General features: G+C 59.5%; 22 protein-coding genes and 5 pseudogenes. 10 read left to right on the top strand and 17 right to left on the bottom strand.

What is annotated here, in order from left to right; translation table 11 throughout:
- Window positions 1–33 precede the first annotated feature (33 nt).
- Both BMG03_RS05290 and maiA read left to right on the top strand, forming a co-directional pair.
- Entirely contained in the window at window positions 34–510 is a 477-nt protein-coding gene (locus BMG03_RS05290; RefSeq protein WP_075777554.1) for a MarR family winged helix-turn-helix transcriptional regulator, read from the top strand.
- Complete coding sequence (gene maiA / locus BMG03_RS05285; RefSeq protein WP_075777553.1) at window positions 507–1,124, top strand: maleylacetoacetate isomerase; 618 nt, start codon at window positions 507–509, stop codon at window positions 1,122–1,124. The genes BMG03_RS05290 and maiA overlap by 4 nt, the downstream gene beginning before the upstream one ends.
- A 198-nt stretch (window positions 1,125–1,322) precedes the next feature.
- Here the strand turns inward: maiA and BMG03_RS05280 are convergent, their stop codons facing one another.
- The 4 genes from BMG03_RS05280 to BMG03_RS05265 all read right to left on the bottom strand — a co-directional run bounded on the left by BMG03_RS05280 (window position 1,323) and on the right by BMG03_RS05265 (window position 5,971).
- Window positions 1,323–2,759 (bottom strand): TrkH family potassium uptake protein, encoded by a 1,437-nt coding sequence (locus BMG03_RS05280; protein WP_075777552.1) that lies wholly within the window; start codon window positions 2,757–2,759, stop codon window positions 1,323–1,325.
- An 8-nt stretch (window positions 2,760–2,767) separates the two neighbouring features.
- A complete protein-coding gene (locus BMG03_RS05275) occupies window positions 2,768–4,102 on the bottom strand; it encodes a TrkH family potassium uptake protein (protein ID WP_075777551.1) in 1,335 nt (444 codons plus the stop codon).
- A 3-nt stretch (window positions 4,103–4,105) separates the two neighbouring features.
- A complete protein-coding gene (locus tag BMG03_RS05270; RefSeq protein ID WP_240496939.1) occupies window positions 4,106–4,801 on the bottom strand; it encodes a potassium channel family protein in 696 nt (231 codons plus the stop codon).
- 228 nt (window positions 4,802–5,029) lie between these two features.
- On the bottom strand, window positions 5,030–5,971 hold the full coding sequence (locus tag BMG03_RS05265; RefSeq protein WP_075777689.1) for a DMT family transporter: 942 nt from the start codon (window positions 5,969–5,971) through the stop codon (window positions 5,030–5,032).
- A gap of 286 nt (window positions 5,972–6,257) precedes the next feature.
- On the opposite strand from BMG03_RS05265, the pseudogene BMG03_RS05260 reads away from it, so the two are divergent.
- The 3 genes and pseudogenes from BMG03_RS05260 to katG form a co-directional block, all read left to right on the top strand.
- Window positions 6,258–6,614, top strand: a pseudogene (locus BMG03_RS05260) (sugar phosphate isomerase/epimerase family protein); the annotation flags it as partial.
- A complete protein-coding gene (locus BMG03_RS05255) occupies window positions 6,611–7,765 on the top strand; it encodes a Gfo/Idh/MocA family protein (RefSeq protein ID WP_075777154.1) in 1,155 nt (384 codons plus the stop codon). The pseudogene BMG03_RS05260 and the gene BMG03_RS05255, both read left to right, overlap by 4 nt.
- A gap of 436 nt (window positions 7,766–8,201) precedes the next feature.
- Window positions 8,202–10,376, top strand: coding sequence for a catalase/peroxidase HPI (katG, locus tag BMG03_RS05250; protein ID WP_075777153.1), 2,175 nt, complete (start codon window positions 8,202–8,204; stop codon window positions 10,374–10,376).
- Between the two features lie 314 nt (window positions 10,377–10,690).
- Here the strand turns inward: katG and BMG03_RS05245 are convergent, their stop codons facing one another.
- The 4 genes and pseudogenes from BMG03_RS05245 to BMG03_RS05235 form a co-directional block, all read right to left on the bottom strand.
- Window positions 10,691–11,134, bottom strand: a complete 444-nt coding sequence (locus BMG03_RS05245; RefSeq protein WP_075777152.1) for a YtoQ family protein — start codon at window positions 11,132–11,134, stop codon at window positions 10,691–10,693.
- A gap of 135 nt (window positions 11,135–11,269) precedes the next feature.
- Window positions 11,270–11,404: pseudogene (locus BMG03_RS21000) on the bottom strand (IS5/IS1182 family transposase); the annotation flags it as partial.
- A 183-nt stretch (window positions 11,405–11,587) separates the two neighbouring features.
- Window positions 11,588–12,322 (bottom strand): hypothetical protein, encoded by a 735-nt coding sequence (locus BMG03_RS05240; RefSeq protein WP_244270997.1) that lies wholly within the window; start codon window positions 12,320–12,322, stop codon window positions 11,588–11,590.
- Window positions 12,323–12,497: 175 nt separating this feature from the next.
- A pseudogene (locus BMG03_RS05235) lies at window positions 12,498–13,356 on the bottom strand (IS5 family transposase).
- Window positions 13,357–13,508: 152 nt separating this feature from the next.
- Between BMG03_RS05235 and BMG03_RS05230 the strand changes: the two are divergent.
- Window positions 13,509–14,072, top strand: a complete 564-nt coding sequence (locus BMG03_RS05230; RefSeq protein ID WP_075777151.1) for an LbetaH domain-containing protein — start codon at window positions 13,509–13,511, stop codon at window positions 14,070–14,072.
- A 21-nt stretch (window positions 14,073–14,093) separates the two neighbouring features.
- Here the strand turns inward: BMG03_RS05230 and BMG03_RS20675 are convergent.
- Together BMG03_RS20675 and BMG03_RS21195 are read right to left on the bottom strand one after the other, a co-directional pair.
- Window positions 14,094–14,392 (bottom strand): annotated as a pseudogene (locus BMG03_RS20675) (hypothetical protein); the annotation flags it as partial.
- Window positions 14,389–15,213: an FkbM family methyltransferase gene (locus tag BMG03_RS21195; protein ID WP_075777150.1), complete on the bottom strand. Its 825-nt coding sequence runs from the start codon at window positions 15,211–15,213 to the stop codon at window positions 14,389–14,391. The pseudogene BMG03_RS20675 and the gene BMG03_RS21195, both read right to left, overlap by 4 nt.
- 183 nt (window positions 15,214–15,396) lie before the next feature.
- Here BMG03_RS21195 and BMG03_RS05220 point away from each other — a divergent pair.
- Window positions 15,397–16,145, top strand: a protein-coding gene (locus BMG03_RS05220) for an IS5 family transposase (protein ID WP_099049355.1) whose coding sequence is annotated in 2 segments (ribosomal slippage) — window positions 15,397–15,709 and window positions 15,709–16,145 — 750 coding nt in all. Because the reading frame shifts where the segments join, the coding sequence is not laid out codon by codon here.
- 195 nt (window positions 16,146–16,340) lie between these two features.
- Here the strand turns inward: BMG03_RS05220 and BMG03_RS20670 are convergent.
- Both BMG03_RS20670 and BMG03_RS05210 read right to left on the bottom strand, forming a co-directional pair.
- Window positions 16,341–17,240 carry a hypothetical protein gene (locus BMG03_RS20670; protein WP_157771558.1) on the bottom strand — a complete coding sequence of 300 codons (900 nt, stop codon included), beginning with the start codon at window positions 17,238–17,240 and terminating at the stop codon, window positions 16,341–16,343.
- 228 nt (window positions 17,241–17,468) lie between these two features.
- Window positions 17,469–18,206, bottom strand: a pseudogene (locus tag BMG03_RS05210) (transposase); the annotation flags it as partial.
- Between the two features lie 58 nt (window positions 18,207–18,264).
- Here BMG03_RS05210 and BMG03_RS05205 point away from each other — a divergent pair.
- Window positions 18,265–19,074: a M90 family metallopeptidase gene (locus BMG03_RS05205; protein ID WP_075777146.1), complete on the top strand. Its 810-nt coding sequence runs from the start codon at window positions 18,265–18,267 to the stop codon at window positions 19,072–19,074.
- 75 nt (window positions 19,075–19,149) lie between these two features.
- On the opposite strand, the gene BMG03_RS05200 is transcribed toward BMG03_RS05205, so the two are convergent.
- Entirely contained in the window at window positions 19,150–20,289 is a 1,140-nt protein-coding gene (locus tag BMG03_RS05200) for a glycine cleavage T C-terminal barrel domain-containing protein (RefSeq protein WP_075777145.1), read from the bottom strand.
- A 141-nt stretch (window positions 20,290–20,430) separates the two neighbouring features.
- On the bottom strand, window positions 20,431–20,934 hold the full coding sequence (locus BMG03_RS05195) for an Lrp/AsnC family transcriptional regulator (protein WP_075777144.1): 504 nt from the start codon (window positions 20,932–20,934) through the stop codon (window positions 20,431–20,433).
- A 301-nt stretch (window positions 20,935–21,235) separates the two neighbouring features.
- Between BMG03_RS05195 and rlmF the strand changes: the two genes are divergently transcribed.
- Window positions 21,236–22,141, top strand: a complete 906-nt coding sequence (gene rlmF, locus BMG03_RS05190; RefSeq protein ID WP_075777166.1) for a 23S rRNA (adenine(1618)-N(6))-methyltransferase RlmF — start codon at window positions 21,236–21,238, stop codon at window positions 22,139–22,141.
- A gap of 340 nt (window positions 22,142–22,481) precedes the next feature.
- On the opposite strand, the gene BMG03_RS05185 is transcribed toward rlmF, so the two are convergent.
- Window positions 22,482–23,012 carry a universal stress protein gene (locus tag BMG03_RS05185; RefSeq protein ID WP_075777143.1) on the bottom strand — a complete coding sequence of 177 codons (531 nt, stop codon included), beginning with the start codon at window positions 23,010–23,012 and terminating at the stop codon, window positions 22,482–22,484.
- A 1,027-nt stretch (window positions 23,013–24,039) separates the two neighbouring features.
- Here BMG03_RS05185 and BMG03_RS05180 point away from each other — a divergent pair.
- Window positions 24,040–24,651 (top strand): DedA family protein, encoded by a 612-nt coding sequence (locus BMG03_RS05180; RefSeq protein WP_208858034.1) that lies wholly within the window; start codon window positions 24,040–24,042, stop codon window positions 24,649–24,651.
- A gap of 181 nt (window positions 24,652–24,832) precedes the next feature.
- Here the strand turns inward: BMG03_RS05180 and BMG03_RS05175 are convergent, their stop codons facing one another.
- Complete coding sequence (locus tag BMG03_RS05175; RefSeq protein ID WP_167733387.1) at window positions 24,833–25,753, bottom strand: XdhC family protein; 921 nt, start codon at window positions 25,751–25,753, stop codon at window positions 24,833–24,835.
- Window positions 25,754–25,763: 10 nt separating this feature from the next.
- Window positions 25,764–26,936 (bottom strand): M20 aminoacylase family protein, encoded by a 1,173-nt coding sequence (locus BMG03_RS05170; protein ID WP_075777141.1) that lies wholly within the window; start codon window positions 26,934–26,936, stop codon window positions 25,764–25,766.
- Window positions 26,937–26,946: the final 10 nt, after the last annotated feature.

Raw genomic sequence — 26,946 nt, 5'->3', positions numbered from 1 at the left:
CAGCCGCAACAACTTGAAGCCACATCGAATCCCATGACCGTTGAACAAAAAGTTCGTGAAACCGCTGATGAAGAGATTCCCCTCCCGGGGTTCGATCTCGAGCGTTTCCTGCCCTATTTGGTCGCGGAGCTCTCGGTGAAGCTGAGCCAGGAACTGGCGGCGGGCTATCGCGACGCCGGGCTGACGATGCCGCAATGGCGGGTGATGGTGCATCTTTCCCATGCGGGCCGGGTCTCGGTGCGCGATATAGAACGACGCACCTCGCTGGAGCGCCCAAAGGTCAGCCGCGCGGCGAGCCACCTCGAGGCGAAAGGTCTGGTCGAGAAACGGCCCGACGACGTGGACGCCCGGCTGGTCGCGCTGAGTCTGACCCGCGAGGGGCGACGTCTGATGGCGGAGCTGTTGCCGCGCGCGATCGCCTATCAGCGGCAGCTGGAGGCGGTGCTCGGATCCGATCTCGCCGGCTTGCAGCGCGCAATGGACAAACTGCTGGGGACGCCGATCGAATGACACGACTTCATGATTATTGGCGGTCTTCGGCAAGCTACCGTGTCCGTATCGCCCTCGCACTCGCCGGGATTGAATGGCAGGCCGCTCCGGTCGATCTGACGACCGGCGCACAGCGCGATCCCGACTATCTCGCCGTCAATCCGCAGGGGCTCGTGCCGACGCTTGAGATCGATGGCGATCGGTTTACCCAATCCCTTGCGATCGTCGAATATCTCAACGAGACCCGCGCGCTCGGCCTGCTGCCCGAAGCTCCGGCCGACCGCGCCCATGTCCGCGCTCTCGCCCAGGCTATCGCGGTCGATATCCATCCGGTTTGCAATCTGCGCGTCGCGAAACACGCCGTGGCGGCCTCGAACGGTGCGATCACGATGGAAAGCTGGATGCAGACTTTCATCGCCCCCGGCCTCGCCGCGGTCGAGGAAATGATATCGGGCGAGAGTTTCTGCTGGCGTGACCAGCTGACGCTCGCGGATCTGTGCCTCGTGCCACAGATCTACAATGCGCGGCGCTGGGGGATCGACCTTGCGCCGATGCCGAATATCACGCGGATCGCCGCGCATCTCGAGACGCTTCCGGCCTTCGCCGCCGCGCGACCGGCGCCCCCCGCGGCCTGACGCCGCGGGAGGGGCGGTGCCCTGTTTCAGCACCTACGTGACGTTCATCTAACTTTCGGAAGCCGCCAGCGCCCCCCCCCCGCGTGCTTGGCTGGCGACGTCGCGGGCACACCTCGATCGCCCGAACGCCCGGCTCCTTGAACAAGTGCGGCGAGCTTCTCAGCTTTGTTCAGAGTGACGGATGGCCCCCCTTGGAGATCACGCCCGTTCCCCCAAAACCGCGATCTCACGCCAAAATTCGGGCTTGAAGAGCACCAATACCGTGAGAATTTCCAGACGTCCGAGATACATCCCGAAGGTCAAAATTATCTTCACGGGATCGCTGAGGGAGGAGAAATTCCCAGCCGGACCGATGATTGGTCCGACCCCTGGTCCGACATTTGCCAAAGCCGTCAAAGCTCCGCTGGTTGCCGTCGCAAAGTCGAGACCGAAAAAGCCCAGAAGCGTGGTGAGCCCTAGGAACGTCGCCATATAGATAACGAAAAAGGCGATAACGCCCGCGAGGACGTCATTCTCGATCACGCGCCCTTCGTATTTTATGGAAACAACCCGACGCGGTAATCTAATCACTTTCATCTGTGCGCGCGCCGCCTTGGAAAATACGATCCAACGCATCGCCTTGGCGCCACCCGCGGTCGATCCGGTGCAGCCCCCTACTGCAGAGAGAATGAAAAAGGCAACAACCGCGAACGGCCCCCAGACAGTGTAGTCGGTCGTGGCGTAGCCTGTGGTCGTCACGACAGAGACGACGTTGAAGGCGACCATGCGAAGAGCGGTCAGCGGCGGCGTTCCACTTGTCCAGACGAGCCAAACCGTCAGCCCGATAATGACGACCCCCAAGGTGAGCAGCATGGCTTCGACCTGCTCGCTTCGAACCGTCCGCCGATAGATGCCGCGGATATACCATGCGAACGGAAAGGCCCCAAGCAGCATGAAGAGCGTCGCGGTCCATTGCAGGAATGGGCTGTCGAAATGGCCGAAGGACGCGTCATAGCCCGAATATCCACCGGTCGACAACGTGGTCATGGCGTGGGTCACCGCGTCGAAGAAGTTCATGCCACCAGCAAGGTAGGCAAGTGTACAAAGCCCGATGAGAGCTACGTAAATCTGCAGCGTCACCGAGGCGAACTTCGCAGTGTTGCTCAGTTCTTTGTCCCCTTTGTCCGAGCTCTCGGTGCGGAAGAGCTGCATGCCGCCGACCTTCAGGATCGGCAACAAGGCGATGCCGGTGACGATGAACCCGACGCCACCGACAGCCTGAAGCAGCGCTCGCCACATGATGATGCCGCGCGGTGTGGTATCGAGACCGCTCATCACCGTAGAGCCCGTCGTCGTAATCCCCGACATCGCCTCGAACAGAGCATCCACGGGAGTGAGCGACCACATTGCGAGCGGAACGGCGCCGGCAATTGCGGCGGTAAGCCAAACCGACGACGTGAGCAGGAAAGCGTGAAGCCGCCCCAAACCGAGAAAGGACGAGCGGGAGGCGACGCTGATCGTCGCACCCAAAGCGCCCACCAGTGCGCCGGAGAGCGCAAAAACCTTGGCTGTATCCGAAAAAAGAAGCGCATCGAGGCCCATCAAGGCGGCGAAGAAAACCAGTGTAAGACCGTTGATGAAAGATACGAAATTCATGACTGGTCCTAGCCGAGATACACCGTTCCGGCCGGATAGCCGATCCGTCGGGGCCGCCGTGTGGCAAGCAGGAAACCGAGGGTGAGAGGACCTACGCGGCCCACGAACATCACCGCCATGATGATAGCGCGTCCGGCGCCATCAAAATCGCCAGTGATGCCGCGCGACAAGCCGACGGTGCCGAAGGCAGAGGTGGTCTCGAAGGCAAGATCGAGAAAATCGCCTTCATGGCAGAGCAGCAGTGCGAAGAGCGCGCAAAGGATCAGCAGAACGCTGATAATCGAGAGGGCGAGAACTTTCATGACCTGATCGAGACCGAGCTCGCGCCCGAAGACCTGGATACTCGAACGCTGCCGGAAGAAGGCGACCGTGGCGAGCAGCAGGACGATGAAGGTCGTGACTTTTATGCCGCCGCCGGTCGACGTGCTTCCCGCGCCGATGACCATCAGCGTCATGAACATGAGCGAAGTGCCGTCTGTGAGATTGCCGATCTCGACAGTGTTGAAGCCCGCCGTTCTCGTTGTGGCTCCCTGGAACCAACTGGCCCAGAGCCGATCGGACCACGAGAGGCTCCCCAGCGTGCCCGGATTTGTCCATTCCATAATCCCGAATGCCAGTGCGGACCAAATGAGCAACGCTATCGTGCCGACAAGCATCAGCTTGGTGTGCAACGAAAAGCGATGCCAACGTCTTACCCGCCAGATATCGGAGGCGACCGTGAAGCCGAGGCCGCCAAGTATGTAGAGCGCTGGAATGGTAAGATTGATGATCGGGTTTCCAACCCATTTGCTCAAACTGTCCGGGAAAAGCGCGAATCCAGCGTTGTTAAAAGCGGAGACCGAGTGGAAGAGCGCTTGCCAGAGACCCTCGCCCCACCCTGCCTCAGGCACGAAAACCGATGCGAGGAGCGCGGCGCCAACGAATTCGCAAATGAAAACGACCTTGAGGATCATCCGGGTCAGTGCCAGCAAATCCGTCGCGGACGTCTGATTCAGGTCCTCTCTCAGATAGAGCCGATGGGTGAACCCCACTGGCAGCCCGAACATCGACAGGATCAGCACGGCAAAAGTCATCAGCCCGAGACCGCCGAGCTGGATCAGCAGCATCACCACGGCCTGACCAAACAGAGTGAAGGCGCTTCCAGTATCGACAACCGCCAGACCGGTCACGGTTACGGCGGACGTGGCAGTGAAGGCCGCATCAGACCACGTGATCGGCGTGGTCGTCGCAAAGGGCAGCTTCAGCGCAGCGCAGCCAAGCACGATGAGTCCAGCATAAATGAGGATCAGGACAAGAGGTGGTGCGAGATGCGGAGCCTGACGCTTGGAATAAATGCGCGCCATCGGTCATTTACCGTCACGCAAGTCGTCTCCGAAATGCCGCAGATCGGACCGCTTGCCGAGCAGCAGAAGCTTGTCACCTTCACGCAGCGTGAGCTCGTCACTATCGCAAGACAGATACTGGTTCTCGCGCATGGCACCGAGGGCCCTGAGGTTGTATTTCTCGAGAATTGCGGCGCTGCCGACGACTTTGCCATCGAGCTTCGCCGGAACGTTCAGGTCGACCACGTGATAACCGTTCCCGAGGCTAACATAGTCCCGCACCAAGGGATTGTGGAGCATCTGCGCGATGTGCTGACCGACTTCCTGCTCTGGCAGGATCACACGATCCGCACCCAACTTGGTAAGAATGCGGTGATGCGTGCGATTGAGTGCTTTGACCCAGATCGTCTCGACACCGAGCATCTTGACGTTCATCGTGCAAAGCACATTGGCCTCGAGGTCTTCACCAATCGCAACGACAGCGACGTCGTAATTACCGACTCCCGCCTCACGCAACGCCGCCTCGTCCTTGCCATCGGCGATTATGGCCTCTGTCAGGGTTTCTGCGAGCCTCGTAACATTTCGCCCTTCGATGTCGATCCCCAGGACAGGATTGCCGAAGCGGGCGAGTTCGCTCGCCACAGTGCTTCCAAACGTCCCAAGGCCGATTACGGCGAAGCTACGGGTTTTCAACGGTTCTGCCTTTCGGCTGTTGCGGATAACGGCAGCAAAACGCCATACCACCCCCGAATGCAAGCCTTCGGGCAAGACCATCTCCCCCTGATGGAAGCCACTTCCGTGAGATAATGGCGAGCCACTTGACGAACGTGATGCGCCAGCAAGGAGGAGATAGCCGTCTCCCAATTCTTGGCGCACTTGCTGGTATGACACGCTCTATCCGCCGCAACGCGACAGATTGGCATTACGACGGAGAACGACGCCGCCGCCTCAGGAGCGCGCACGAAACTCCTTTTCGTCAGGCCCGTCCTGCACCCTTTCGCGATGGAAGACATAGATTCCGGATGCCAGGATGATCCCGGTGCCGAGGAACGTGAGCCCGTCGGGAATGTCGCCGAAGACCAGAAACCCGAGGACTGTCGCACCAACGATCTCGAGATACTGGAACGGGGCCAGCAGGCTCGCCTCGACGCGAGAGAACGCAAAAGTGATCATCAGGAACGTCACTGTCGACAGCGCCCCGGCGGCGAGCACCGCATAGCCCGTCCAACCGGGCAAGAGAGGCAGGTCCGGAGCGAGCCCGCTGAGTTGGCGGAGTATCTCGATAAACAGCAGGAGGCCCGCGGCGCAGAGCGAGGCGCCCAATTGGAAGCTCACGGGGGATTGCCCGCCACGCGCCTTGCGAAGGACGATCATGTTGAGCGCATAGCACAGGGCGGCCAGCAGCGGCAGCAACGCGACCGGACCGAACACGGCAAAGTTCGGCCGGATCACGATCAGCGCGCCGACGAGCCCGACCCCGACGGCAGCGAAGCGACGCGGGCCCGGAACCTCCCCAAGGAACGGCCCGGCAAGCAAGGTGAGAAGCAGCGGCTCGACGAAGAAGATCGCGATCGCCGTGGCGATGGGCATGACCTCGAAAGCGGTGATGAGCGAATAGAGCACGGTCACGATCAGCCCGGCCGAGATGAGGGACGCCCCCGAGAGGATCGGACCCGCGAGGTGACGACGCATGACCCACGCAACCGGCAGGAAGAACGCGGCCTGTGCCAATGAGCGCAGCAAGGTGACCTCGAAAGGCGCAATGACCGTGGTGAGCGATTTCGAGATCGCGTCCCCCACCGGCAGGAGCGCCATTGCGAGCGCCATAGACGCCATTCCGATACGCTTGTGCTCGAAGGTGGCGGTGCTGGGAGTTGCGGATAATGCCATGATGCCTCCTCGGCGCCGTCCGAGGTATCGGTAGGCGCGCGCGACAGGTCCGGGCGTTCAGGACAAAAACGGGATCGGGGCGAGACGCCATCTCGCCCTTCGATCGTTGGTATTGCCGGGGCCTCGCCCGGTCAACCTTTTCCGGCGCGCCAACCACGCCGACCCGCAATCCGCTAAAGCAAAATCGACGAAAGCTTCCCGGCTTTTTTTCACGTAACATCTGCCCGTCGAGCCCACGGAGGAGGTATTTGCTGAGAAAGTCGGTAAGGGGCAAGCGCGCCGCCACAACCGTATCCGGGCCTTCCATGTCAGGGATGCGGAATTCGTATCCTCGGGGCGCCAGGGCGTCTACGGCGGCTACCAGTCTTGGGTGGACCGCGCGGGGCGGTTCCGGTCGCTTGGCGACGGGCAGGTGGATTTCGGGCGGATCTTCTCGCAGATGGCGGCGCATGACTTCGACGGCTGGGCCGTGCTTGAATGGGAATGCGCACTCAAGCATCCTGAGGACGGCGCGCGCGAGGGGGCGGAATTCATCGCCCGCCACATCATCCGCGTGACCGATCACGCATTCGACGATTTCGCAGGGGCGGGCACCGACGAAGGTGCCAATCGGCGTATTCTCGGGCTGGAGGGCAAGACATGAGCGAGACGAACGGACATCGCAAACTGCGCCTCGGCATGGTCGGCGGCGGCGAGGGAGCCTTCATAGGGGGCGTTCACCGCATCGCGGCGCGGCTCGACGACCGGTTCGAGCTGGTCGCGGGGGCGCTTGCTTCCGAGGCCGCGCGCGCGCATCGCTCCGCGGCGGCACTGGGGTTGGACCCCAAGCGCAGCTACGCGGATTTCGAAGTGATGGCGCGCGAAGAGGCGGCGCGGCCCGACGGGATCGAGGCGGTGTCGATCGTAACCCCCAACCATATGCATGCGCCCGTCGCGACCGCCTTCCTGCGCGCGGGCATCCACGTGATCTGCGACAAGCCAATGACGCGCAAGCTCGAGGAAGCGGAGGCGCTGGCGGAAGAGGTGCGCGCCTCAAACGCGCTCTTCGTGCTCACACATAACTACACCGGCTACGCGATGGTGCGACAGGCCCGCGCTATGGTGGAAGCCGGAAAACTCGGGCGCATCCGGGTCGTTCAGGTCGAGTATCCACAGGACTGGCTAACTGAACCGGTGGAAACGGATGGCACGAAACAGGCGGTCTGGCGCACCGATCCCGCGCGCGCCGGTGCAGCGGGTTCGCTCGGTGATATCGGCACCCACGCAATGAACCTCGCGAGCTTCGTGTCGTGTCTCGAGCCGCGCGAAGTCTGCGCCGAGCTCACCAGTTTCGTGGCCGGACGCGCGGTCGATGACGACGTGCAGATGTTGATCCGTTATGAGAGCGGGGCGAAGGGCATGCTCTGGGCCAGCCAGGTTTCTCCGGGCAACGAGAATGGGCTGAAACTGCGCGTCTATGGCGAGACGGCGGGGCTTGAATGGCTGCAAACCGCACCCGATAGTCTACGCGTCTCCCCCTTCGGAGAGCCCCCGTATCTGCTGTCCCGGGGCGGGCCGGGGCTCACGCCCGAGGTGGCCGAGATGGGCCGTGTTCCGGCTGGGCATCCGGAAGGGTTCCTCGAGGCTTTCGGCAATATCTATAGCGCCGCAGCTGACGCAATCCTGGCACACGAGCGCGGCGAACCCAGACCGCTTGGATTGCTGCCTGGCGTGGCTGATGGCTTGGCGGGAATGCGCTTCATCTCGGCAGCCTTGCGATCATCCCAGGCGGGAGGAGTCTGGACCGCGCTCTGAAGCAAGCCCGGGACAGGGCCATCCGCGTCGTGACGGCTGCGCTCTGCCTCGAGCTTCCCTCTCGCCACGACTGTCATCCGAAAAGAGGAGTCAACAGGTTCGTCGGGAGAGATCACCGAGGCAGTTCCCTCGCATAGAAGCTTTCCGCAGGGCGGCCTTCCTTGGCAACCCTCTCCAAACCAGGAAAGACCGAGAGCCTTACCGCGACGAGCGAAAAACGCCCTGAGAACTTCGGTTTCGCCACTACACCACGAAGCCATAACTTTAGCTTATGCCCATAATTATAATTTACAAATTTTTATTTATCACAACGCCTGCTATCACCATCATCTAAGATGTGAATTCACGTGCCCGGGCTCCATTCGAGTAAGCTGCGGCACGTCAGACCTCGACCGGTCTGTTCGATCAACCCCGTGCTCAGCAGGAGGAAGCACAGATGGATGGAAACGAAGTGAACACCGGCGGCAAGTGCCCGGTGATGCATGGCGGAAATACCGAGCTTGGCTCGAACGTGATGAATTGGTGGCCGCAGGCGCTCAACCTCGACATCCTGCACCAGCATGACACCAAGTCGGACCCGCTGGGGCGCAGCTTCGACTATGCCGAAGAGGTCGAGAAGCTCGACTATGAGGCGCTGAAAGCCGATCTGCATGCGCTGCTGACCGAAAGCCAGGAGTGGTGGCCGGCTGACTGGGGCCATTACGGCGGGCTGATGATCCGTCTCGCCTGGCACTCGGCGGGCTCCTATCGTCTCGCCGATGGCCGCGGCGGCGCAGGCACCGGCAATATCCGCTTCGCACCCCTCAACTCCTGGCCCGACAATGCGAGCCTCGACAAGGCCCGCCGCCTGCTCTGGCCGCTCAAGAAGAAATACGGCAACCGGCTCAGCTGGGCGGACCTGATCATCCTCGCTGGCACCGTCGCTTATGAAAGCATGGGGCTCAAGACTTTCGGCTTCGGCTTTGGTCGCGAGGACATCTGGCATCCCGAGAAGGACACCTACTGGGGCGCCGAGAAGGAATGGCTCGCGCCGTCGGACGAACGCTACGCCAATGTCGACAAGCCCGACACGATGGAAAACCCGCTCGCCGCCGTGCAAATGGGCCTGATCTACGTGAATCCCGAAGGCGTCAACGGCCAGCCCGACCCGATGAAGACCGCGGCACAAGTCCGTGAGACCTTCGCGCGCATGGCGATGAATGACGAGGAAACCGCCGCGCTGACGGCGGGCGGCCACACCGTCGGCAAATGCCACGGCAATGGTGACGCGTCGGCCCTCGGCGCGGAGCCGGAGGCGGCCGATGTCGATCAGCAGGGCCTCGGCTGGTTCAACCCGAACCTCAAAGGGCAAGCGAGCAACGCGATCACCGGCGGGCCGGAAGGCGCGTGGACGACGAACCCGCTCGAATTCGACATGGGCTATTTCGAGATGCTCTTCGGTCACGAATGGGAAGTCACCCAGAGCCCCGCTGGCGCGAAACAGTGGAAGCCGGTGGACATCGCCGAAGAAGACATGCCGCGGGACCCGTCGGACCCGACCAAGCGCCGGATGCCGATGATGACCGACGCCGACATGGCGATGAAGGTCGACCCGATCTACAACGAGATCTGCCAGAAATTCATGGCCGACCCGGAGTATTTCAAGGACACCTTCGCCCGCGCCTGGTTCAAGCTGACCCACCGCGACATGGGCCCGAAGGTTCGCTACAAGGGTCCGTGGGTGCCGTCGGAAGATCTGATCTGGCAGGACCCGGTCCCCGCCGGTTCGACCGATTGGGACGTCGAGGCTGTGAAGGCGAAGATCGCGGCCTCGGACCTGTCGGTGGCCGAGCTGGTCTCGACCGCATGGGACAGCGCACGCACCTATCGCGGCTCGGACATGCGGGGCGGCGCCAATGGCGCGCGCATCCGTCTGGCTCCGCAGAAAGACTGGAAAGCCAACGAGCCTGCGCGTCTGCAGAAGGTGCTCTCGGTGCTCGAACCGATCGCGGCGGAAGCAGGTGCCTCGGTGGCGGACGTGATCGTGCTCGCGGGCAATGTCGGCGTCGAGAAGGCGATCAAAGCGGCAGGTCACGACATCGCGGTGCCCTTCGCACCGGGTCGCGGCGACGCGACCGACGAGATGACCGATGCCGACAGCTTCGACGTGCTCGAACCGCTCGCCGACGGCTTCCGCAACTGGCTCAAGCAGGACTACGTCGTCTCGCCCGAGGAGATGCTTCTGGATCGTGCCCAGCTGATGGGGCTGACCGCGCCTGAAATGACCGTCCTGATCGGCGGCATGCGGGCGATCGGCGCCAACCATGGCGGCACCAAGCACGGTGTCTTCACCGACCGCGAAGGCCAGCTGACGACCGACTTCTTCGTCAACCTGACCGATATGGGCTATAGCTGGCATCCGGTGGGCGACGGGGCCTACGAGATCCGCGACCGCAAGACCGGCGCGGTGAAATGGACCGCGAGCCGCGTCGATCTGGTCTTCGGCTCGAACGCGATCCTGCGCGCCTATGCCGAGGTCTACGCTCAGGACGACGCGAGCGAGAAGTTCGTGGAAGACTTCGTAGCCGCCTGGACGAAGGTGATGAACGCCGATCGCTTCGATCTCGCCTGATCGTCTGGCTTGAAAAAGTCGCGCCCCTCGCAGCACTGCCTGCGGGGGGCGTTTTTGTTTGGACGATCAGCGAGACTCCGGTCCCAGCTCAGACCGACGCCCGGGGCGACCAGCCCCGGGCAGCGCCCGACCTCGGGAGGGCGCTTCTGCAGCGACACCGCGCGCTCAACAGTTGGTCGGATGTGGCCCAATAAAGCGCAGACCACCCATCTAGTGCTAGCGCCCACCCGAGGTCGGGCGCCGCCCTCATCACAAATTCGCTCGCGCTGCCCGGGCCGCTCACGCGGCTGATCCGGGCGGGGCACCGTTGCGCCTTACAGCGCCGCCGTCGTCACATAGCGCAGGGCGCGGGCCACCTGTTCGGGCGTGCGCGCGACCGCATTGGCCGCAGCATCGACCTCCTTGAGCGCATGGTCATGCTCGGGCGGCTGAAGCACGATAATCGGTTTGCCGAGCGCCGCCGCATAGCCCGCGTCGAAGGCCGCATTCCACTGCTTGTATTTCTCGCCGAAACAGACGACGAGCACGTCGCAGCGCGCTATCCCGGTGCGAATCCGGATCGCGTTGAGCGACGCGCCCTTGCGGTCATGCCAGAACTTGTCCTCTTCCGCGCCGAAGATTTCGACCCCGCAATCATCCGAAGCGCCGTGATCGGTGACAGGCCCCGACCATTCGATATCCAACCCCTCGCAGGCCGACTTCACCGCCTCGCGCCAATCGGTATGAATTTCGCCCGCCAGATAGACATTCAGTTTCATCGCATCCTCTTTTCGCTGCCGCGTGGGCCCTGCTTCGAGCCGCTTCGCATTCGGCCGGAATCTTCGGGGATCGGGACCAGCTTGGCAACCTACGCGGTTTTTCGGGAGACGGGGCCACAGCGCTTTCAAGACTCTTTCTCTGGTAGCATCAGGGTCTTTCGGCCAACGCAACCCATTGCGATTGATAGAAATCGTGCAATTGAGAACTCGCTGTTCATCGACGCGCGGTCGACCGTGGCTCCTCAGAAAGAAGGGCCGGAACCGCGCCATCCGTTCATCACCCAGCAAGAAAATATTACCACTCGTGCCCTCCGATAGCTGGAGAGCGTGAAACGCGCCACACCAGCGGCGGCACAAAGTCCATTAACGGGTCCTGGGCCTAGCGCACGTTGGAACGGCTGAACGACATGAAATCCGCCTGGATCCCGCGGGCCTCCTCGAGGCCTGACTTCGTCAGTCCTCCCACCACCGGGTTTTTTCGCGCCGGTGCAGGCGGCGCATCCGGTTGAAAACCGTGTCCTCAACTTGAAACCTACGCCAGATTTCATTGAGAATTGGCCCCGCAGGTTCGACCCCCAAGAACGGATGCAGTCGCCACACCATGTTGCGCAATGTGTCGTCTGTCCCAACGGTAAAGCAAGACATCCCTTCGAAGAGTGGCACAAGCTCCTCCTGAAGTGTGGCAACCCGCTCCGGATCCGCCGAGAAATCGTTCGCATGCGTGATGAATCGTTCGCTTTCCTGCATCTTAACCGTATTCACCAGCACCGACGCCATCATCGCAACCGCGCGAACGGCAGGGTCTTCGTCATGCTCTGCGAATGTATCGGTCGCCGAAACGAGCCACCTGATGTTCAAGTTTTCGCGCAAAAATGCACCCTCTTGGTCCCAAAGGGTGCGGAATTCGGAGTATTGCTGAGAGGTCTGAAATTCACGGCGGATCAGGACGATCAGCTTCGCATGATGCCAAAGCAATTCAGATTGCCCCGAGAATTCACGGCGCAGATTTTCCAAATGCTGATCCAACGACTTCGTGGATCCTCGCGTCTGCTCAGCATCGCCAACATCGATGATCGTCTCTTTGAGGCGATTTAGATCGGTATCTCTCGACGCATGATGGAACGCCCCCCAGCGTTTGCGGTGCTGGTTAAGTGAGAGCAAGCGACGCAGGCGGCTGGGTTTCTGCATAAGCACTCGCTCCTTTTCGAAGTCTTGCTGACGGCTCTCTCGACCCATCAAATGAGCGACTTTCACCATATGCGACTGATTTAGCAAATCAAACCTATATATGAACATTTTGGCATCAGAGCCGCTCTGTTGCACAAATTGGCTGATAGCCGAGGTTCCCCTACCCCGGATAGACTTATCCCACAGCCTCTGTGAGGGGTATGCCGAGCGCTATGTAGCCGTTTATGACGGCGATGCGGACCCGGAAGTTCCGCGATCTGGCGATCGAAATCCCGCGCCATGAGGCGCTGCCCCAGAAGTTTCACGCAGTGCATCTTGGTTTCGACGCGGCTCCGGCGGGGGTATCCGCTCCATCTTCGCTACAGGGCGCAGCCCAGATACTTCGATGCCCGCAGGGTCGGCGAGGCGGGAAGAAAACATGAGCGCCGCGCTCGGCGATGGCGTCATAGCATTTGCGAGTGTCGTGGGCACCGTCTGCCGTGAACCTGCAGATCTCTTCACCCTCGGGGATCTGGTCGAGCAGGTCAGGCAGAACCGGAGCATCGGCCATGTTGCTTCCCGAAATCTCGACGGTGCGAAACTCCAATGTTTGCTCGTCGATCCCGAGATGGGGCTTATGCCAGACAGGCCGCTTTGGGCGGCCATGTTTGCGCGCGTGCCATTCGCCCACACTCTCGACCTTGATCCCTGTGCTGCCGACAAGAAGGCGCAACGGCCCCTTGGAGCCGCGATAGGGAATGTTCACGGCAAGGGTCTTCTAGCGACGAGACAGTGTGCTGAAGTCGGGCACCGCCCATTCAAGGCCGACCAAGCGCAACAGGCTCTCGACAAACCCGGTCGTCTGTCGCAACGCCATGCCGAAAAAACCTTCATTGAAAGACAGGTCCGAATCGCGAACCCGCCTACCTGATTGCGCCGCATCCCAAGTCATCTCGGGGTCTAACCCAGATCATCAGCGAGCCACCGCGCTTGAGCGCTTCATTGTAGGCTGGCCAGTTACTGGTCTTGTAGGTCGGGCGCGTCGGTCTGCTCATGATACGCAGCTACCACGTCGGATTCACGACATGAAACCCTTCACAGGATTCGTGCAACAGAGCCGTCGAAAGACCACTATTGAGCGCACACAGCCAGACCCTATACGGTAGGAGGATCGGTACATGATACCAGCTCCCCGAGGTTTAAAAGCATGAATGCTCTAAAGTTCGCACACCGCATACTAAAGTTAGCGATCAAGATAGTCGATTATTTTCTCTTTCAGCCCATTTTGGATGTTTTTACCATCATTGGCCAGCTATTTAGAGGCTATTCGTTCGAAGAATGGGTGCGCTATCGGAAGTTAAGGAGCAACACTGATCTTGCCTTGAAACTTCGAGTTGCCGTTACACGAAAAAAAACTTACTTTATGCATCCACACAGCATAGTTATCGGAACGAAAAACATCGGCAAATATTGTTCATTTGCGCAGAATGTTACCGTCGGGTATAAAGATGGCTTCCCCACTCTAGGGGATCACATCACGATTTACCCAAACAGTATGATCTTGGGACCAGTAAAAATTGGCAGCAATGCAATCATCGGTTTTCAGTCAGTGGTGACCACTGATGTTCCCGAAGGACAAGTATGGGCTGGAAACCCGGCGAAGTATATCCGACACGTAGATCCCGACAAAGATTTGGAGCCCAACAAATACCTCATGGTTGATACGAGCGGGAAAGTGCAAAAGATGCCATTCATTTTCTACACGAGATAGGAGATGCTCTCCCAAACCGCTCTAGCAACTCGAATAGCCCGGTGTCTCGTGGATGCCATCTTTGCTAGGCTCAGGACACATAGTCAGAACAGCGGCCAACGCGCTCGCAGAGAGAAAGACCTTCGGAAATCTATCGAGGCGGAGCGCCACGGTGAGATCGCGCTCGCCACTGGTTTGGGAGAGCGATCGAACCCAGCACTTGAGCCGCCCGGACATGATCTCGATCCGGTCGCGACGTATCTATCGGCCGCGCCGATGTAGTCGCTGATCTGACCCGCAGACATGAAGAACCTGATCGGGCGACCACGCGTGTCGGTCAACCTCTATTCGGAACCGCAATCAGATCGCAAATGCTCGGGTATTCCGCTGGAGAAATATTAAATGGCTCCCCATCAATATCGAAAACTTTGTAATCCATTGATTTTAGAAAGGAAATTGGAGCGTCAATATCCACCCCCCGCATCTTGTGTATTTTGGGACTAAACTCAAAAACAATAGCATCAATGGCTTTCTCGCGAAGCAAGTTTTTGGCTCCTTGTAGAACCTCGCTCTCGAATCCTTCTACGTCAATTTTCAATAAACCGATAATTGCGTCTCCCTTGTCCTTCCAAAAGTCGTCCAGTGTCCTGACCTGGATCGGAATTTTCGAAACGATTTTGCCCCGATTGTGCGGGCCCAAACTATGAATCCCATGTGCCTCACGTTCAATGAGTTCGGTTTCCCCGTTGAAGTTTGAGAGTGCTATTTGAAACGCTTGGATGTTTCTCAAATCACGGATCTTGATCTGATCTAGTAGATTAGCGAAATTCCTTGGGTGCGGCTCGAACGCGTAGACCTCATCGGCTTCCATCGCGAACATCTTCGCCACAGCGCCACAGTTGGCTCCTACATCCACCACGATTTTTCCTCGGTAGTCGCTCAGGACTTGCAGTCCCGGCCATGTGTTCGTTGCTTGTGAAGCGCCGCCAATATCATTCCGGGTGATGCTCCTGGCCCGCCAAGCAAGGGGCGAGAGTTCGTCGGAGTGTCTATCATATCTCAACAATGAGATTCCGTCTTGCTTTTCGACGTGGCGTTTGATGACCGAAAGGGCCGTGTTCAAAAGCTTCCTGTTGAGTGCGCTCTTCAATCCGAAAGCCATGGAGTTTTCCTTATGGTATAAATTTACTCCTTCGGTATCGGACTTTTCGTGATGCAGCAACCACAGACAGGGGAGAATAGACATCGGTCATCCAGGAAACGATTGTTGGGGATGAGCCTAGGGTCAGGACCCATTGATTTTCGCGTGGCAGCGTGATTCAGCGTTCGAAAGACGAGCGGTGACATGTCTAATCTCTTCTGGCTGAGCGATGCGCGAATGGAGCCCTACTTTCCAAAGTTCAATGGCAAGCCTCGCGTCGATGACCAGCGAGTTCTGAGTGGGATTATCTTCATCAATCGCAATGGCTTGCGGTGGCGGGATGCACCCAGGGAGTACGGCCCGCACAAGACACTCTACAACCGTTGGAAGCGGTGGAGTGACAAGGGCATCTTTGCTCAGATGATGGCCGGCTTGGCGGCGGATCACGGCGAGGAGAAGACGGTCATGGTCGATGCGACCTACCTGAAGGCACATCGTACGGCGTCCAGTTTGGGCGTCAAAAAGGGGGGCGCGGGCGTCTGACCGGCCGCACCAAGGGCGGGCTGAACACGAAGCTGCACGCCATTTGTGACAGCCAAGGTCGTCCTCTCAGCTTCTTCGTCATCGCCGAACAGGTCATCGACTACATCGGCGCGGCGGCCATGTTGAGCAGCCTGCCAAAGGTCGACTGGCTGCTCGGGGATCGCGGCTATGACGCGAACTGGTTCCGAGATGCGCCGAAAGACAAAGGGATACGCGCCTGCATCCCCGGTCAAAGGCAGCGAAAGACGCCCGTCAAATACGACAAGCGGCGATCCAGGCGTCGCAACCGCGTCGAGATCATGTTCGGCAGGTTGAAGGACTGGCGGCGCGTGGCAACCCGATACGACAGGTGCCCGAAGGTGTTCCTGTCCGCCATCATGCTCGCCGCCATGGTCATCTATTGGCTATGAGGCCTGAGCCTAGGTGCCCGCAAGCTTAGAAATATAGATGAACAGAAATTCATACCTATGCAAAACTGAAATTCAACTCCTCTTCTTCAGTTATTTCATCAGCTATATGAAATTCGGCAAAGCAAGTGAGACTTTGGAGACATGTCGTTTGCTCAAAGTCAGCGGGGAACCGTAGGTATTTTATTCAACTGGCGCTCAGATAGATTTGAAAATCGCGTCAACGTCCATGTCGTGTTCGAAATCGAATTTCGAAAGAGCGTTCTTGAATTTTTCACCTATATCGTCCGATCCCCGCTCATTTACCTTATCCTGCGAAGCGTTGACAAAGGCTTTCAACTGTCTGGATGCCTGCTTCTGATCTATGAACGGCCGGATTTTTTTCTTGGTTGGATAATATAATAATTTGTCCCTCGCGTCGCGCATCCTGGGCCTAGGAAAACGGAATATCCCATCATTCAGAAAGAGGCTCGATAAATCTCCATCGCGCGCGGTCCGATACCATGCGAGCGTCAAAAGAACCTGATCCCATACAGTTGGGTTCTCCTCACATAGTCGCGACCATTCTCTCACAAGACAGCCCGCCGCATCCGATTTATTGAGGTACACGAACCCTGCGAGGTCATACCAACCATGCCGGCGAACCATCGCAATATCAAAAGGATTTCCGAATACGAAACTCGGAGTCCTCAGAATTTCCGCATCCGCATCCACCCAACAGATCGGCCCGTCACTTTCATTCCAAGCTTTCTCTATGAATCTCGATTTCAAGCCAGTATTCGCAACCCAGCTTCCAAGAGATTCGATCGGCTCGATGCGATGCGGCAGATCAAACCGATCGAGTGAGTCACGAAGTTGGTTCGCCAAGGCCTCATACGGTGTGTCCTTGGTAAAATAGGACACAAACAGTGGAGCCTCGCCCCGCCCTTTATCCAGCAGATCAATTTCCTCCGAAAGTGAACAGCAAGCGACCTGGTCTAATTCACCGTGGATGCGTCGATGTGCAATTACGCGCTGACCGGGCTTAGGTTCCGCCGGCAGACTACTCCACCGGCCGCCCCAGTCACGATACACGTCACTTCCCGTGCTCAATGCCATACACCTGTGTTCTTGAGGCTCGTCGACGAACGAAGTTCGAGTGTTCCCAGTAGATACACTTGTAGCAATGAAATTGACAGAGGCCCGTTCCGCCCTCAATGCTCGCTCCAAAAACCGATACCGCCCCTTGGCCTTTCCACGCGTGTTTGCGCCGCACTTGGCGTCGCCCCGGCAGCCTCTTTGGTCTCGGCCCTAATCCTGCCATGTGACCCGCTAGTCGGGGCTCTGGGCTAATCCTTCCTGCGTGCGGACGCAGGGGAAGGCGATCATCCGGGTCCTGTCCGGTGTCGCTACGTCAAACCGCCGGTCCAGTGTCTTGTCGACGACCACCGAGGGCTTGCCGCCATACTTCCCCGGTCGACGCTTGAAACCGATCTGCGCCTTGATGCCCGCCCGCGTGGTCAAACGGACGACCCCGTTCAGGCGGATGCGTTCGCCTTGCTCGAGAAGGTCGTCATGCAGTTTGCGGCGACCGTAGACCTTGCCACTTTCCCCCATGCCTCCTTCAGCCGCGCAATCTGCCGCTCGTCTTCTTGAGCTCGCTTGCTCAGTGGGGCCTTCAGCCACGCGTAGGAGAGCCATTCGGCTGAATACGTAAGCAGCGACGAATCGCCCGAATAGAGGACTGCCCGCGATGCTCGGTTACGAACGCGTATCTCACTTGGCATCCTTGGCGAAATACGCGTCGTCATTGTCGTTCAGACCAATGACGCTCCCAATCCAGACCCTTATTGGGGATGTCCCGTTCCTCAGAATCCCGCGCCAACTGCTTCTTCAGCCGCCGGATCTCCGCGTCCTTTCAGCGTCACCTGAGGACGTATTCGCGAACTTCTTCTTCCAAGAATAGAGCGAATATTGGCTACACCCAACCGTTCGCCCACCTCTCTGAACGGGCAACCCCTTTTCCGTGTTCTGCACGACCGCATCTCGGTCGAAATCGTCGTTGAACTCGGTGCTGCACATCACGGCCTGTTTGTCTCAAGATTAGCAAAGAGAGCATCCACGATACACTGGGCCATTCATAATGACAGCTTTGCTTATCCTCGTGATCATTGCCACAGGCTGCATTGGATATCTCTTCTGGTTCAAGCGACAGAAGCGCGCCCATCTACTGAATACCGCGCTTCCGGAGCCTCAGCGTGTCATCGTGCAGCAGCAGGTCCCTTTGATCCGGAAACTACCGCCCGACCTGCGAGATCGCCTCGAAGGCAAGATCAGTCTGTTGTTGGACCAGGTCGACTTCATCGGCTGCGATGGCTTGGACGTGACCGATGAAATGCGGCTTTCCATCGCCGCCCAGGCCTGTCTGCTCATCGTCAATTCACCGAGCTGGTATGACCACCTTCGCACTATTCTGATCTATCCCGGAGCCTTCAAGTCCCGGCAGGCTCAGCGCAACGGTTATGTTTTGACAGAGCGCGAGACGATCCGAACCGGGGAGAGCTGGGCGCGCGGTCCGGTCGTTCTGTCTTGGACGCACGCCCAGAGGGGGGCCTTCAACGATCACGATGGCCATAACGTCGTGTTTCATGAATTTGCCCACCAGCTCGACGATCTTTCGGGACGCACTGATGGAATTCCGGCGCTCGAAAAAGACCAAAGCTTTTCTGGCTGGGTGACGGTATTCGCAGAGGCATACAAGCACCATGTTCAGCAAGTGAGCCATGGGCGCCGGACCGTGATCGACGCTTATGGCGCCGAGGGACCGGAAGAGTTTTTCGCCGTTCTGGTCGAGGTATTCTTCGAGCGACCGGTGGAGCTCAAACACGCCGAACCCGCGCTCTACGACCAGCTGACGACATACTTTCGTCTTGACCCCACGACCTGGGCCTGATGGCCCGGCGCACATTTATGAAACTCCCCCACCAATCCGGTAGGTTGGAAGGAGCTTGTGGCGAGGGCTTTGGGGTCAGGCTGCCGCGAGCGCTTTTTTCGGGTCGAAGAAGGGTCGCTCAACCACGGTGGCGAGGGTCGGACCGGATGGCAGAACTACTTCGACCTTCATGCCGATCTGCGCGTGGCTCACTCCGACCATCGCCAGCGCGATATTGCGCTCCAAGCGAGGCGAGTAGATGGCGGACGTCACCTTGCCGATCTCCTCGTTATTCTGGTTGATCTGCCAGAAGGTCGTGTTCGGCCCCGCCAGAGGCTCCGCGTCGATGACAAGGCCCACTTGCATCCGCGTCACACCCTCGTCGCGGATGGCTCGCAACGCTGCCTTGCCGATGAATTCGGCCTCCATATCGAGATTCACAAGTCGGTCGAGACCGAGCTCGTAAGGATTGGTGTTGATGTCAGCATCAGCATGGTAGGAGAGCATGCCTCCCTCGATGCGCCGAATGGACGAGGTGTGACCCGGCTTCAGCCCGAACTTCACGCCCGTCGCCATGATCCGTTCCCAAAGAGCATCCCCCTTGGAACCGTCGCGGAGATAAAGCTCATAGCCCAGCTCGCTAGACCATCCGGTCCGGGAGACCACCAACGGGATTCCATCGAGCTCCAACTCACGCAGCCAGTAGTATTTGAGGCTCAGGATTTCGTCGCCGAAGAGCGCCTGCATGATCTGGCCGGACTTCGGTCCCTGAAGCTGCAGCGGCGACACGTCGGGTTCGCAGATCCGCACGTCGAGGCCGGAATGCACGGCAACGCCCTGCGCCCAGAGCAGGATGTCGCTATCGGCAAGCGAGATCCAGAAGTGGTTTTCGGCCAGCCGCAGCAAGATCGGGTCGTTCAGGATACCGCCCTGTGCATTGGTAATCAGGATGTATTTGCACTGTCCGACAGCCATCTTGGACAGGTCGCGCGGCGTGAGCATCTGAACGAAGCGCGCCGCATCGGGACCCGTGATCTCGACCTGCCGCTCGACGGCCACGTCGCACAGGATGGCATCGTTGACCAGGTTCCAGAAGTTCTGCTCGGGGTCGCCGAAGTCGCGCGGGATATACATATGATTGTAGACGGAAAACCCCTTCGCGCCCCACCGGACGGTGGCGTCGAAATAGGGGGATTTGCGGATCTGGGTGCCGAAGCCGAACTCGTCTGCCTTCATCGTTTTGCGCCTTTGCTGAAGCCCGATCTGTCGATCCGGGACGCGGTGGTAGATGACTCGGATTTAAGCGACGAAATCGGCGCGCAGCGGTCCAAATGACGGGCGTTTTCAGGACCGTTCGGACTGAAATTGCAGCCCGCTTCAGTCCGTTCGGTCGGCCGGAACCGGCCCCGCCATTTTTGCGATGTTCGGGTGGGAGGCTTTGACCACGCGAGTGGCGATGTAGGTCATGTAACGATCGACGCCGAGTTCGGCATCCATCATGTCCTGCATCAGCACCTGGAATGCCGTGAGGCTCCTGCAAACAGCTTTCATCACGTAGTCCATTCCGCCGCCCGTCGCGATGCATTCGGTAATCTCGTCGTGGCGATACAACCACGCTTCGAACCTTTCGAAATCGGCCTTGCGATGATGGGTCAGGGAGACCGTGACGACCACTTGCGTAAAGTCGACGACCCGCTCAAGCGCGATATCGGCGTGATAGCCCCTGATATACCCCGCCGCCTTCAGCCGATCGAGCCGTGCCCAGCAAGGCGTCGCCGAGATATTCACGATTTCGGACAGTCGCGTCTTGCTCAACTGCCCATGGCGCTGAACGGCGCTCAGGATACGGATATCGGTGGCGTCGAGGCCCAGCTTCTTCACCGTGTCGTCACTTTCCTTCTCGGGGGTCGAAAGGGAAATTCGGCATCCGTCTCCCTCGGCAAAGAATTTCTAGAAGATCTTGGCCAATTGTCAGTCCAGTTTGCGACCCGAACTTTACCAAGGACGACGTCTTTCGGGGCGGTTGATGTCCTGTAGCAGGCCCCGAGGAGCGCCCCCGCGGTGGTTGGTGCCTTTGTAAAGTTCTGGTATAGCCGTTCGGGCATTCCTCACGCCGCCATGAAAACCTATGATCGCATCCAGTTGGACGCGTTTCCCCACCAATATGCATGAAGGTTTTTCGATGGCCATCAAACCGATGTTGCACCCACGCAATCAACACCGGGAGGGGTATGACTTCGAACGGCTGATCGCGCGATCACCCGAACTGGAGGCCTTCACGACAAGAAATCCCCGCGGCCGGATGACGATCGATTTTTCGGACGTGGACGCGGTCCGCATGCTCAACCAGGCGCTTTTGCTGACGCACTACGATATTGAGTTCTGGGAGATTCCCGCCACTTACCTCTGCCCCCCGATCCCCGGGCGGGTCGATTACATCCATTATCTGGCGGATCTTCTTGCTGAGAGTAATGGCCGAAAGATCCCGCACGGGCCTGACATCAAGGCTCTGGACATAGGGACAGGTGCCAGCCTCGTATATCCGCTGATTGGTCAGCATGAATATGGCTGGGATTTCACCGGGGTCGACATCGATCCTGTCTCAATCAAATCGGCGCGCCAGATCTGCAAGCGAAACGGCCTGAACATAAGGCTCAGGCGCCAGAACAATCCGGAAGATATCTTCAAAGGGGTCATAGAGCCCGATGACATCTTCCACGTCACCCTGTGCAATCCGCCGTTTCACGCGTCCCTTGAACAGGCAAACAAGGGCACCCGGCGCAAGTGGCGGAACCTTGACAAAGGGCACTCGAAAAAACTTAATTTCGGTGGCCAGAACGCAGAACTTTGGTGCCCCGGTGGCGAGATTGGCTTCATCGCCAGAATGATCGAGCAGAGCCTCGATTTCGCCGATCAATGTCTATGGTTTACCTCCCTGGTCTCCAAGAAAGACAACCTGCGGCCACTCTCCAGACTGCTGAGGAATGCGAAGGTTGCCGAATTCAAGGTCGTCGAAATGGGACAAGGGCAGAAGACAAGCCGGTTTGTTGCTTGGACCTATTACCCTGAACCGCAGCGATCCCTGTAAGTGGACCGGGTTCGTCAATAGGGATGGTTGAACACACGGTATCGGCGGAACGCTTCAATGTCATAGCGGATCTATCAGGGCCAGTCCCGCCCCCTTTGCGGAATACTGACGCGCGTCGAGGCCTCAGAGCAGCCGTTCTTGCCGGTCGGTTATCAGTTCAACTCGGACCTCGCCTCCGCAGATAACCGACAAGTAAGAGCGTCGATGCATATCGTCTTCTGACTTGGAAGCTCAGATCGGCACCCAATCAGAAGTGTCTCTGAACTTTTGGGACCTAGACGAACGATAACCATGGGCTACCCAGCACGGCCGGCTCCTCCGCTCAGGCCATATCTCGAGATCAGCGGACGCTTACGACCGTCACTGGAGAGAGATGCTGGACTTTTTGAGAAACGCTTCCAACGATCAGCGCCTTGAGGTCCGATAGCCCCCGCGCGCCCATCACGATCATGTCTGCGTCGGTGTCCTCGGCAGCTTCGACGATCCGGCGGGCTGCATCGCCATCCGCGGTCAGACATTCCACGCGCTCCGCGCCATGATCATGCAGCGTGCGTTCGGCGATGTCGAGGATGCGCTTTGCCACGGCGCGCAGCAACTCGTCCTCGGTCTGGGCGCTCCTCGGCATGAGATCCGCGAGGGGGAAACGGGCATGGGGCAGCGCCGAAACCGCTTCGACAAGGTTCCGACCACCCTCCGCGGGTTCGTATTCCACCTCGGCCATGTGCCGCAGCCCTTCCGAGAGATGATCGCGCAAAAGAACATGGAGCAGCACGGCCGGCACCCTGAAGCGTGCGGCAATATCTGCTCCGAGCTCCACCGCGCGATTTGACGCGTCCGAACCGTCGGTTGCGATGAGAATTTTCTTGACCATGACATACCCCCTCGGTGTTCGCTCTTCAGCATCACAGCGATGGCGTATCGCCACATTGATTGAGCGCAATTCCGAACGAATGGCGCTGCAATCTCGCCGTTTGGACGATGGGGGTATCAACAATTTTTTTGTGCATGCATATAACAGCCCCCCGTTTTTGGGACGCTTTCCTGTCTCGGTTTCCGCAATCATTCGAACTCGACCGGCAACGGCCTCCCGTTCTTCGCGTGCTTGCGCTTTGGCGTGTGAAACATCTCAAATTAATCGAACACGTTTCGTCCTGCGCCTCGCCGCTCCTGTCGTGACCTGCGCGCCTCAGAAGAAACCCCTGGTAGTTTGGGCTGGCTCGCCCCTGGATTACGCAAGGGTAACGCACGCCTCGGGAGGGCAAGGTCATGCGAAAATCGAAAAAGCAGAAATCCCCAAAAAGCTCTCTAGCTTGAAAACATGAAGCCAAAATGCTCAAAAACGCAAAAATCCCGAGCAGCCATCGCCTGATCACGCCGCAGCGGCGGCAAGCATGCAGAACATCAGGAAGATTCCCCACGCTGGAAGGAAATCCGCGAATGCGTGCCAAAAAGGCTTGCGAAGGCAATTTGGCGAAGCTCTCGACACAATGATTCCGGCGACCCTGAAAAGAATGCGAGCGTTCGACAGCCGCAAGCCATCGCCCACAAGCGACGAAAAGTGCGGAGAGATTTGGCGCGACGCGGGGTGCAAATATCGAAGCCGCCCGGCCGCGTATCGACGTTGTCGGGTCGATCACCCGCTCGAAAGGCACGGCCGCACCCTGCGAAAAAGCCTGCCCTCGCAGCTCATCCGAAAAACGGAAGCCAAACGGGTGTGCCTTGGACACGCTTTCGCGAGATTTCTTTCCCGGCCTCGTCGCCGCCACACCTTCCTCTAACGCGCCTAGCCGCAGGACAGGCTCCGTGCAGAGCGTCTTGGAGAGTCGCTTCGATAACGCGCAGCTCGGCGATCCGACCTCGTTTAGCAGTGGAAAGAACAGGACATGTTTTCAGGACTGATGGCAGCCATCGCGGGCTTTATAACCCATGCAATCAGCTCCATGGGCTATGCCGGGATTGCTGCTTTGATGGCGATTGAATCCGCCTGCATCCCACTCCCATCTGAAGTGATCATGCCCTTCTCGGGCTATCTCGCGTCCACTGGTCAGTTCTCGCTGCTACTTGTCGCCACCGTCGGTGCGATCGGCTGCAATATCGGCTCGACGATCGCCTATCTCGCCGGTGCCTATGGCGGTCGCAAGGCCGTGGAACGCTGGGGGCGATACATCTTGCTCAGCCCCTCGGATCTGGACCGGGCCGATCGATGGTTCTCCCGTTTCGGCAGCGCCGCCGTCTTTATCTCGAGGCTCTTGCCGCTGGTGCGAACCTTCATCTCCCTCCCGGCCGGCATCGCACGGATGCCGTTCTGGAAGTTCCAGATCTACACCTTCATGGGCTCGTGGCCCTGGTGCCTCGTCCTTGCCTATGTCGGCCTCAAGCTCGGCGAAGAGTGGGACAAAAGCCCGGCCCTGCGCAACACGATGCACGCCCTCAACGGTGTGGTGCTGGTTGCGATCCTGGTAGGCCTCGGCTTCTACGTCCGGCGCTTCTTGAAAAGTCGGAAGGCCTAACTGCGGGCGAAAGCCGGGCAGCCTAGAAGGCTCGACCACCAAAGATATCGATGGTGGCCTCTGCCGTGACGCCTGCCGAAAGAAAAGCGCCGCTCAAGGCATCGGTCGAGCTTTTGTCGCTCAGAGCATTTGGGCTTTGATAAGGTTCGCAGGGACTTGTTCGGGCCGGCACCCTCGAATTTCATAGGCCGCGCTGCACTTCTGCAAACACTTCGGCCAGCACAGAAACGGCCAGCAGCCTTGGGTCGCGCGCGGATTGGATCACCCCGATCGGCCCGCGAACCCGCGCGCGGGACGCCGCCTCGACACCACGGGCCTGCAAGCCTTTCTGTCGGCGATTTTGCGTGCGCATGCTTCCCTGCGCTCCGATATAGAACGCGGGAGTTGCGAGCGCCTCTTGAAGCATATCCAGTTCCCAATCGTGATCGTGAAACAGAAGGATCACGGCGGTATGGGCGTCGATGACAACATCTGGAGGGATCGCGCTTCGGTCCAATTTTCGCACCGTGCAACCCGCGCCTTCAGCATTGGCAAACGTGTCGTCTTCGGGCGTCAAAAGAAGATGCGGCGCGCCGGTGGCGCGCACCAGATCGGCGAAGAAGACCGCCTCGGCGCCAGCCCCAAAAATCACGAAGCGAGGCTCCGGGAGGAAAGCGATACGCAGATCAATCGTCTCGGCGGGAGCCTCGTCCTCGGGCGTGAAACGCAAGCCACCCGACGCGCTCAACCCTAAGGCCGTCTCCTCGCGCCGCGTGCGCCGGTCTGCCAACTCGGTCAACAAGGCGCGGTCCGGCGCGGGGATCACCGTGACCTCGAGCGCGCCGCCGCAGGGCAGTTTCAGATCGAAAAAGGGCGAGCCCGCGCCATAGCGCAGCTTGCGCACCTTCCCGTCGGCCAGCGCCGCGAGCGCATGATCGACCACATCTTCTTCGATACAGCCGGAGCTGAGCGCCCCGAAGCGCCGACCGTCCGGCAAGATCGCCATCGCGGTGCCGAGATTGCGATAGGCCGGGCCTTCGATGCCGGAGATAACCGCGATCGCACCGGGTTTGTCAGACCTTGCCAGTTCGAACCAGGGATCTTGCGCGGCGGGATGGGTCACGGCTGGACCCTCAATCGTTCGACCCGGCCAGCGCGCGATGCGCGACCTCGACGAAGAACTGCACGCCGAGCGGAAGGATCGCATCGTTGAAATCGTAATGCGGGCTGTGCAGATTGCGCCCGCCCTCTGCCGATCCGTTGCCGATCCAGCCATAGGCGCCGGGCACCTTATCCAGAAGGAACGCGAAATCCTCGCTCGCCATGCTGGGTGCGTAATCGACCTGCACCGCATCGCGGCCCACGATGGCCTCGGCCGCGCGGCGCGCCGTTTCGGCGGCCCCCGCGTCGTTGATCGTGGCCGGGTAGCGACGCTGATAGGTCAACTCGGCCTTGGCGTGAAACGCCTCGGCGATCATCTCGGCGCGGCGCGTCATCTCGACCTGCACAAAGTCACGCGTCGCGGGGCGCAGGGTGCGCACGGTGCCGCGCAAGATCACTTCGTCGGGGATCACATTGAGCGTGTGGCCCGCATGGATTTGCGTCACGGAAATCACCGTCGCGTCGGTCGGATCCACCGCGCGGCTCACAATCGTCTGCCACGCCAACTGCAACTGCGCGGCCAGCGTGATCGGGTCGATCCCCTCATGCGGCATCGCGCCATGCGACCCCTTGCCCATCACCTTCAGTTCGAACGTGTCGAACGCGGCCATCACTGGGCCAGCGCGCATCGCGATCTTGCCTGCCTCCAGCCCCGGCCAGTTATGCAGCGCAAAGGTGCTGTCGAGCGGGAACTGGTCGAGCAACCCATCCTCGATCATCACCCGCGCGCCGCCTTCGTTTTCCTCGGCGGGCTGGAAGATGAACACCACCGTGCCCGGACCCGGCGGATCGGCCGCCATCGCCTGCGCCGCCCCGAGCAGCATCGTGGTGTGACCGTCATGGCCACAGGCATGCATCTTGCCGGGGATCTCGGAGGCATAGTCCGCCCCGGTCAGTTCGGAGATCGGCAGCGCATCGATATCGGCGCGCAGGCCGACCGTCGGCCCTTCGCCATTACGCAGAACGCCGATCACTCCGGTCCCGGCGAGCCCCTCGTGGACCTCGAGCCCGAACCTGCGCAACTCAGCTGCGATGAAGGCAGCGGTCTCGTGTTCTTCGAAGGCCAGTTCTGGGCGGCGATGCAGCGCGTGCCGCCATTCGACCAACTGGTCTTCCATCGCCTTGATCGCCGGGGTGATGTTCATCGCGCGTCCT

Source organism: Thioclava nitratireducens (assembly GCF_001940525.2).
Classification (GTDB): Bacteria; Pseudomonadota; Alphaproteobacteria; order Rhodobacterales; family Rhodobacteraceae; genus Thioclava; species Thioclava nitratireducens.
Note: the sequence above shows the minus strand (reverse complement) of the source record. Positions and strands in the feature narration are given on the sequence as shown.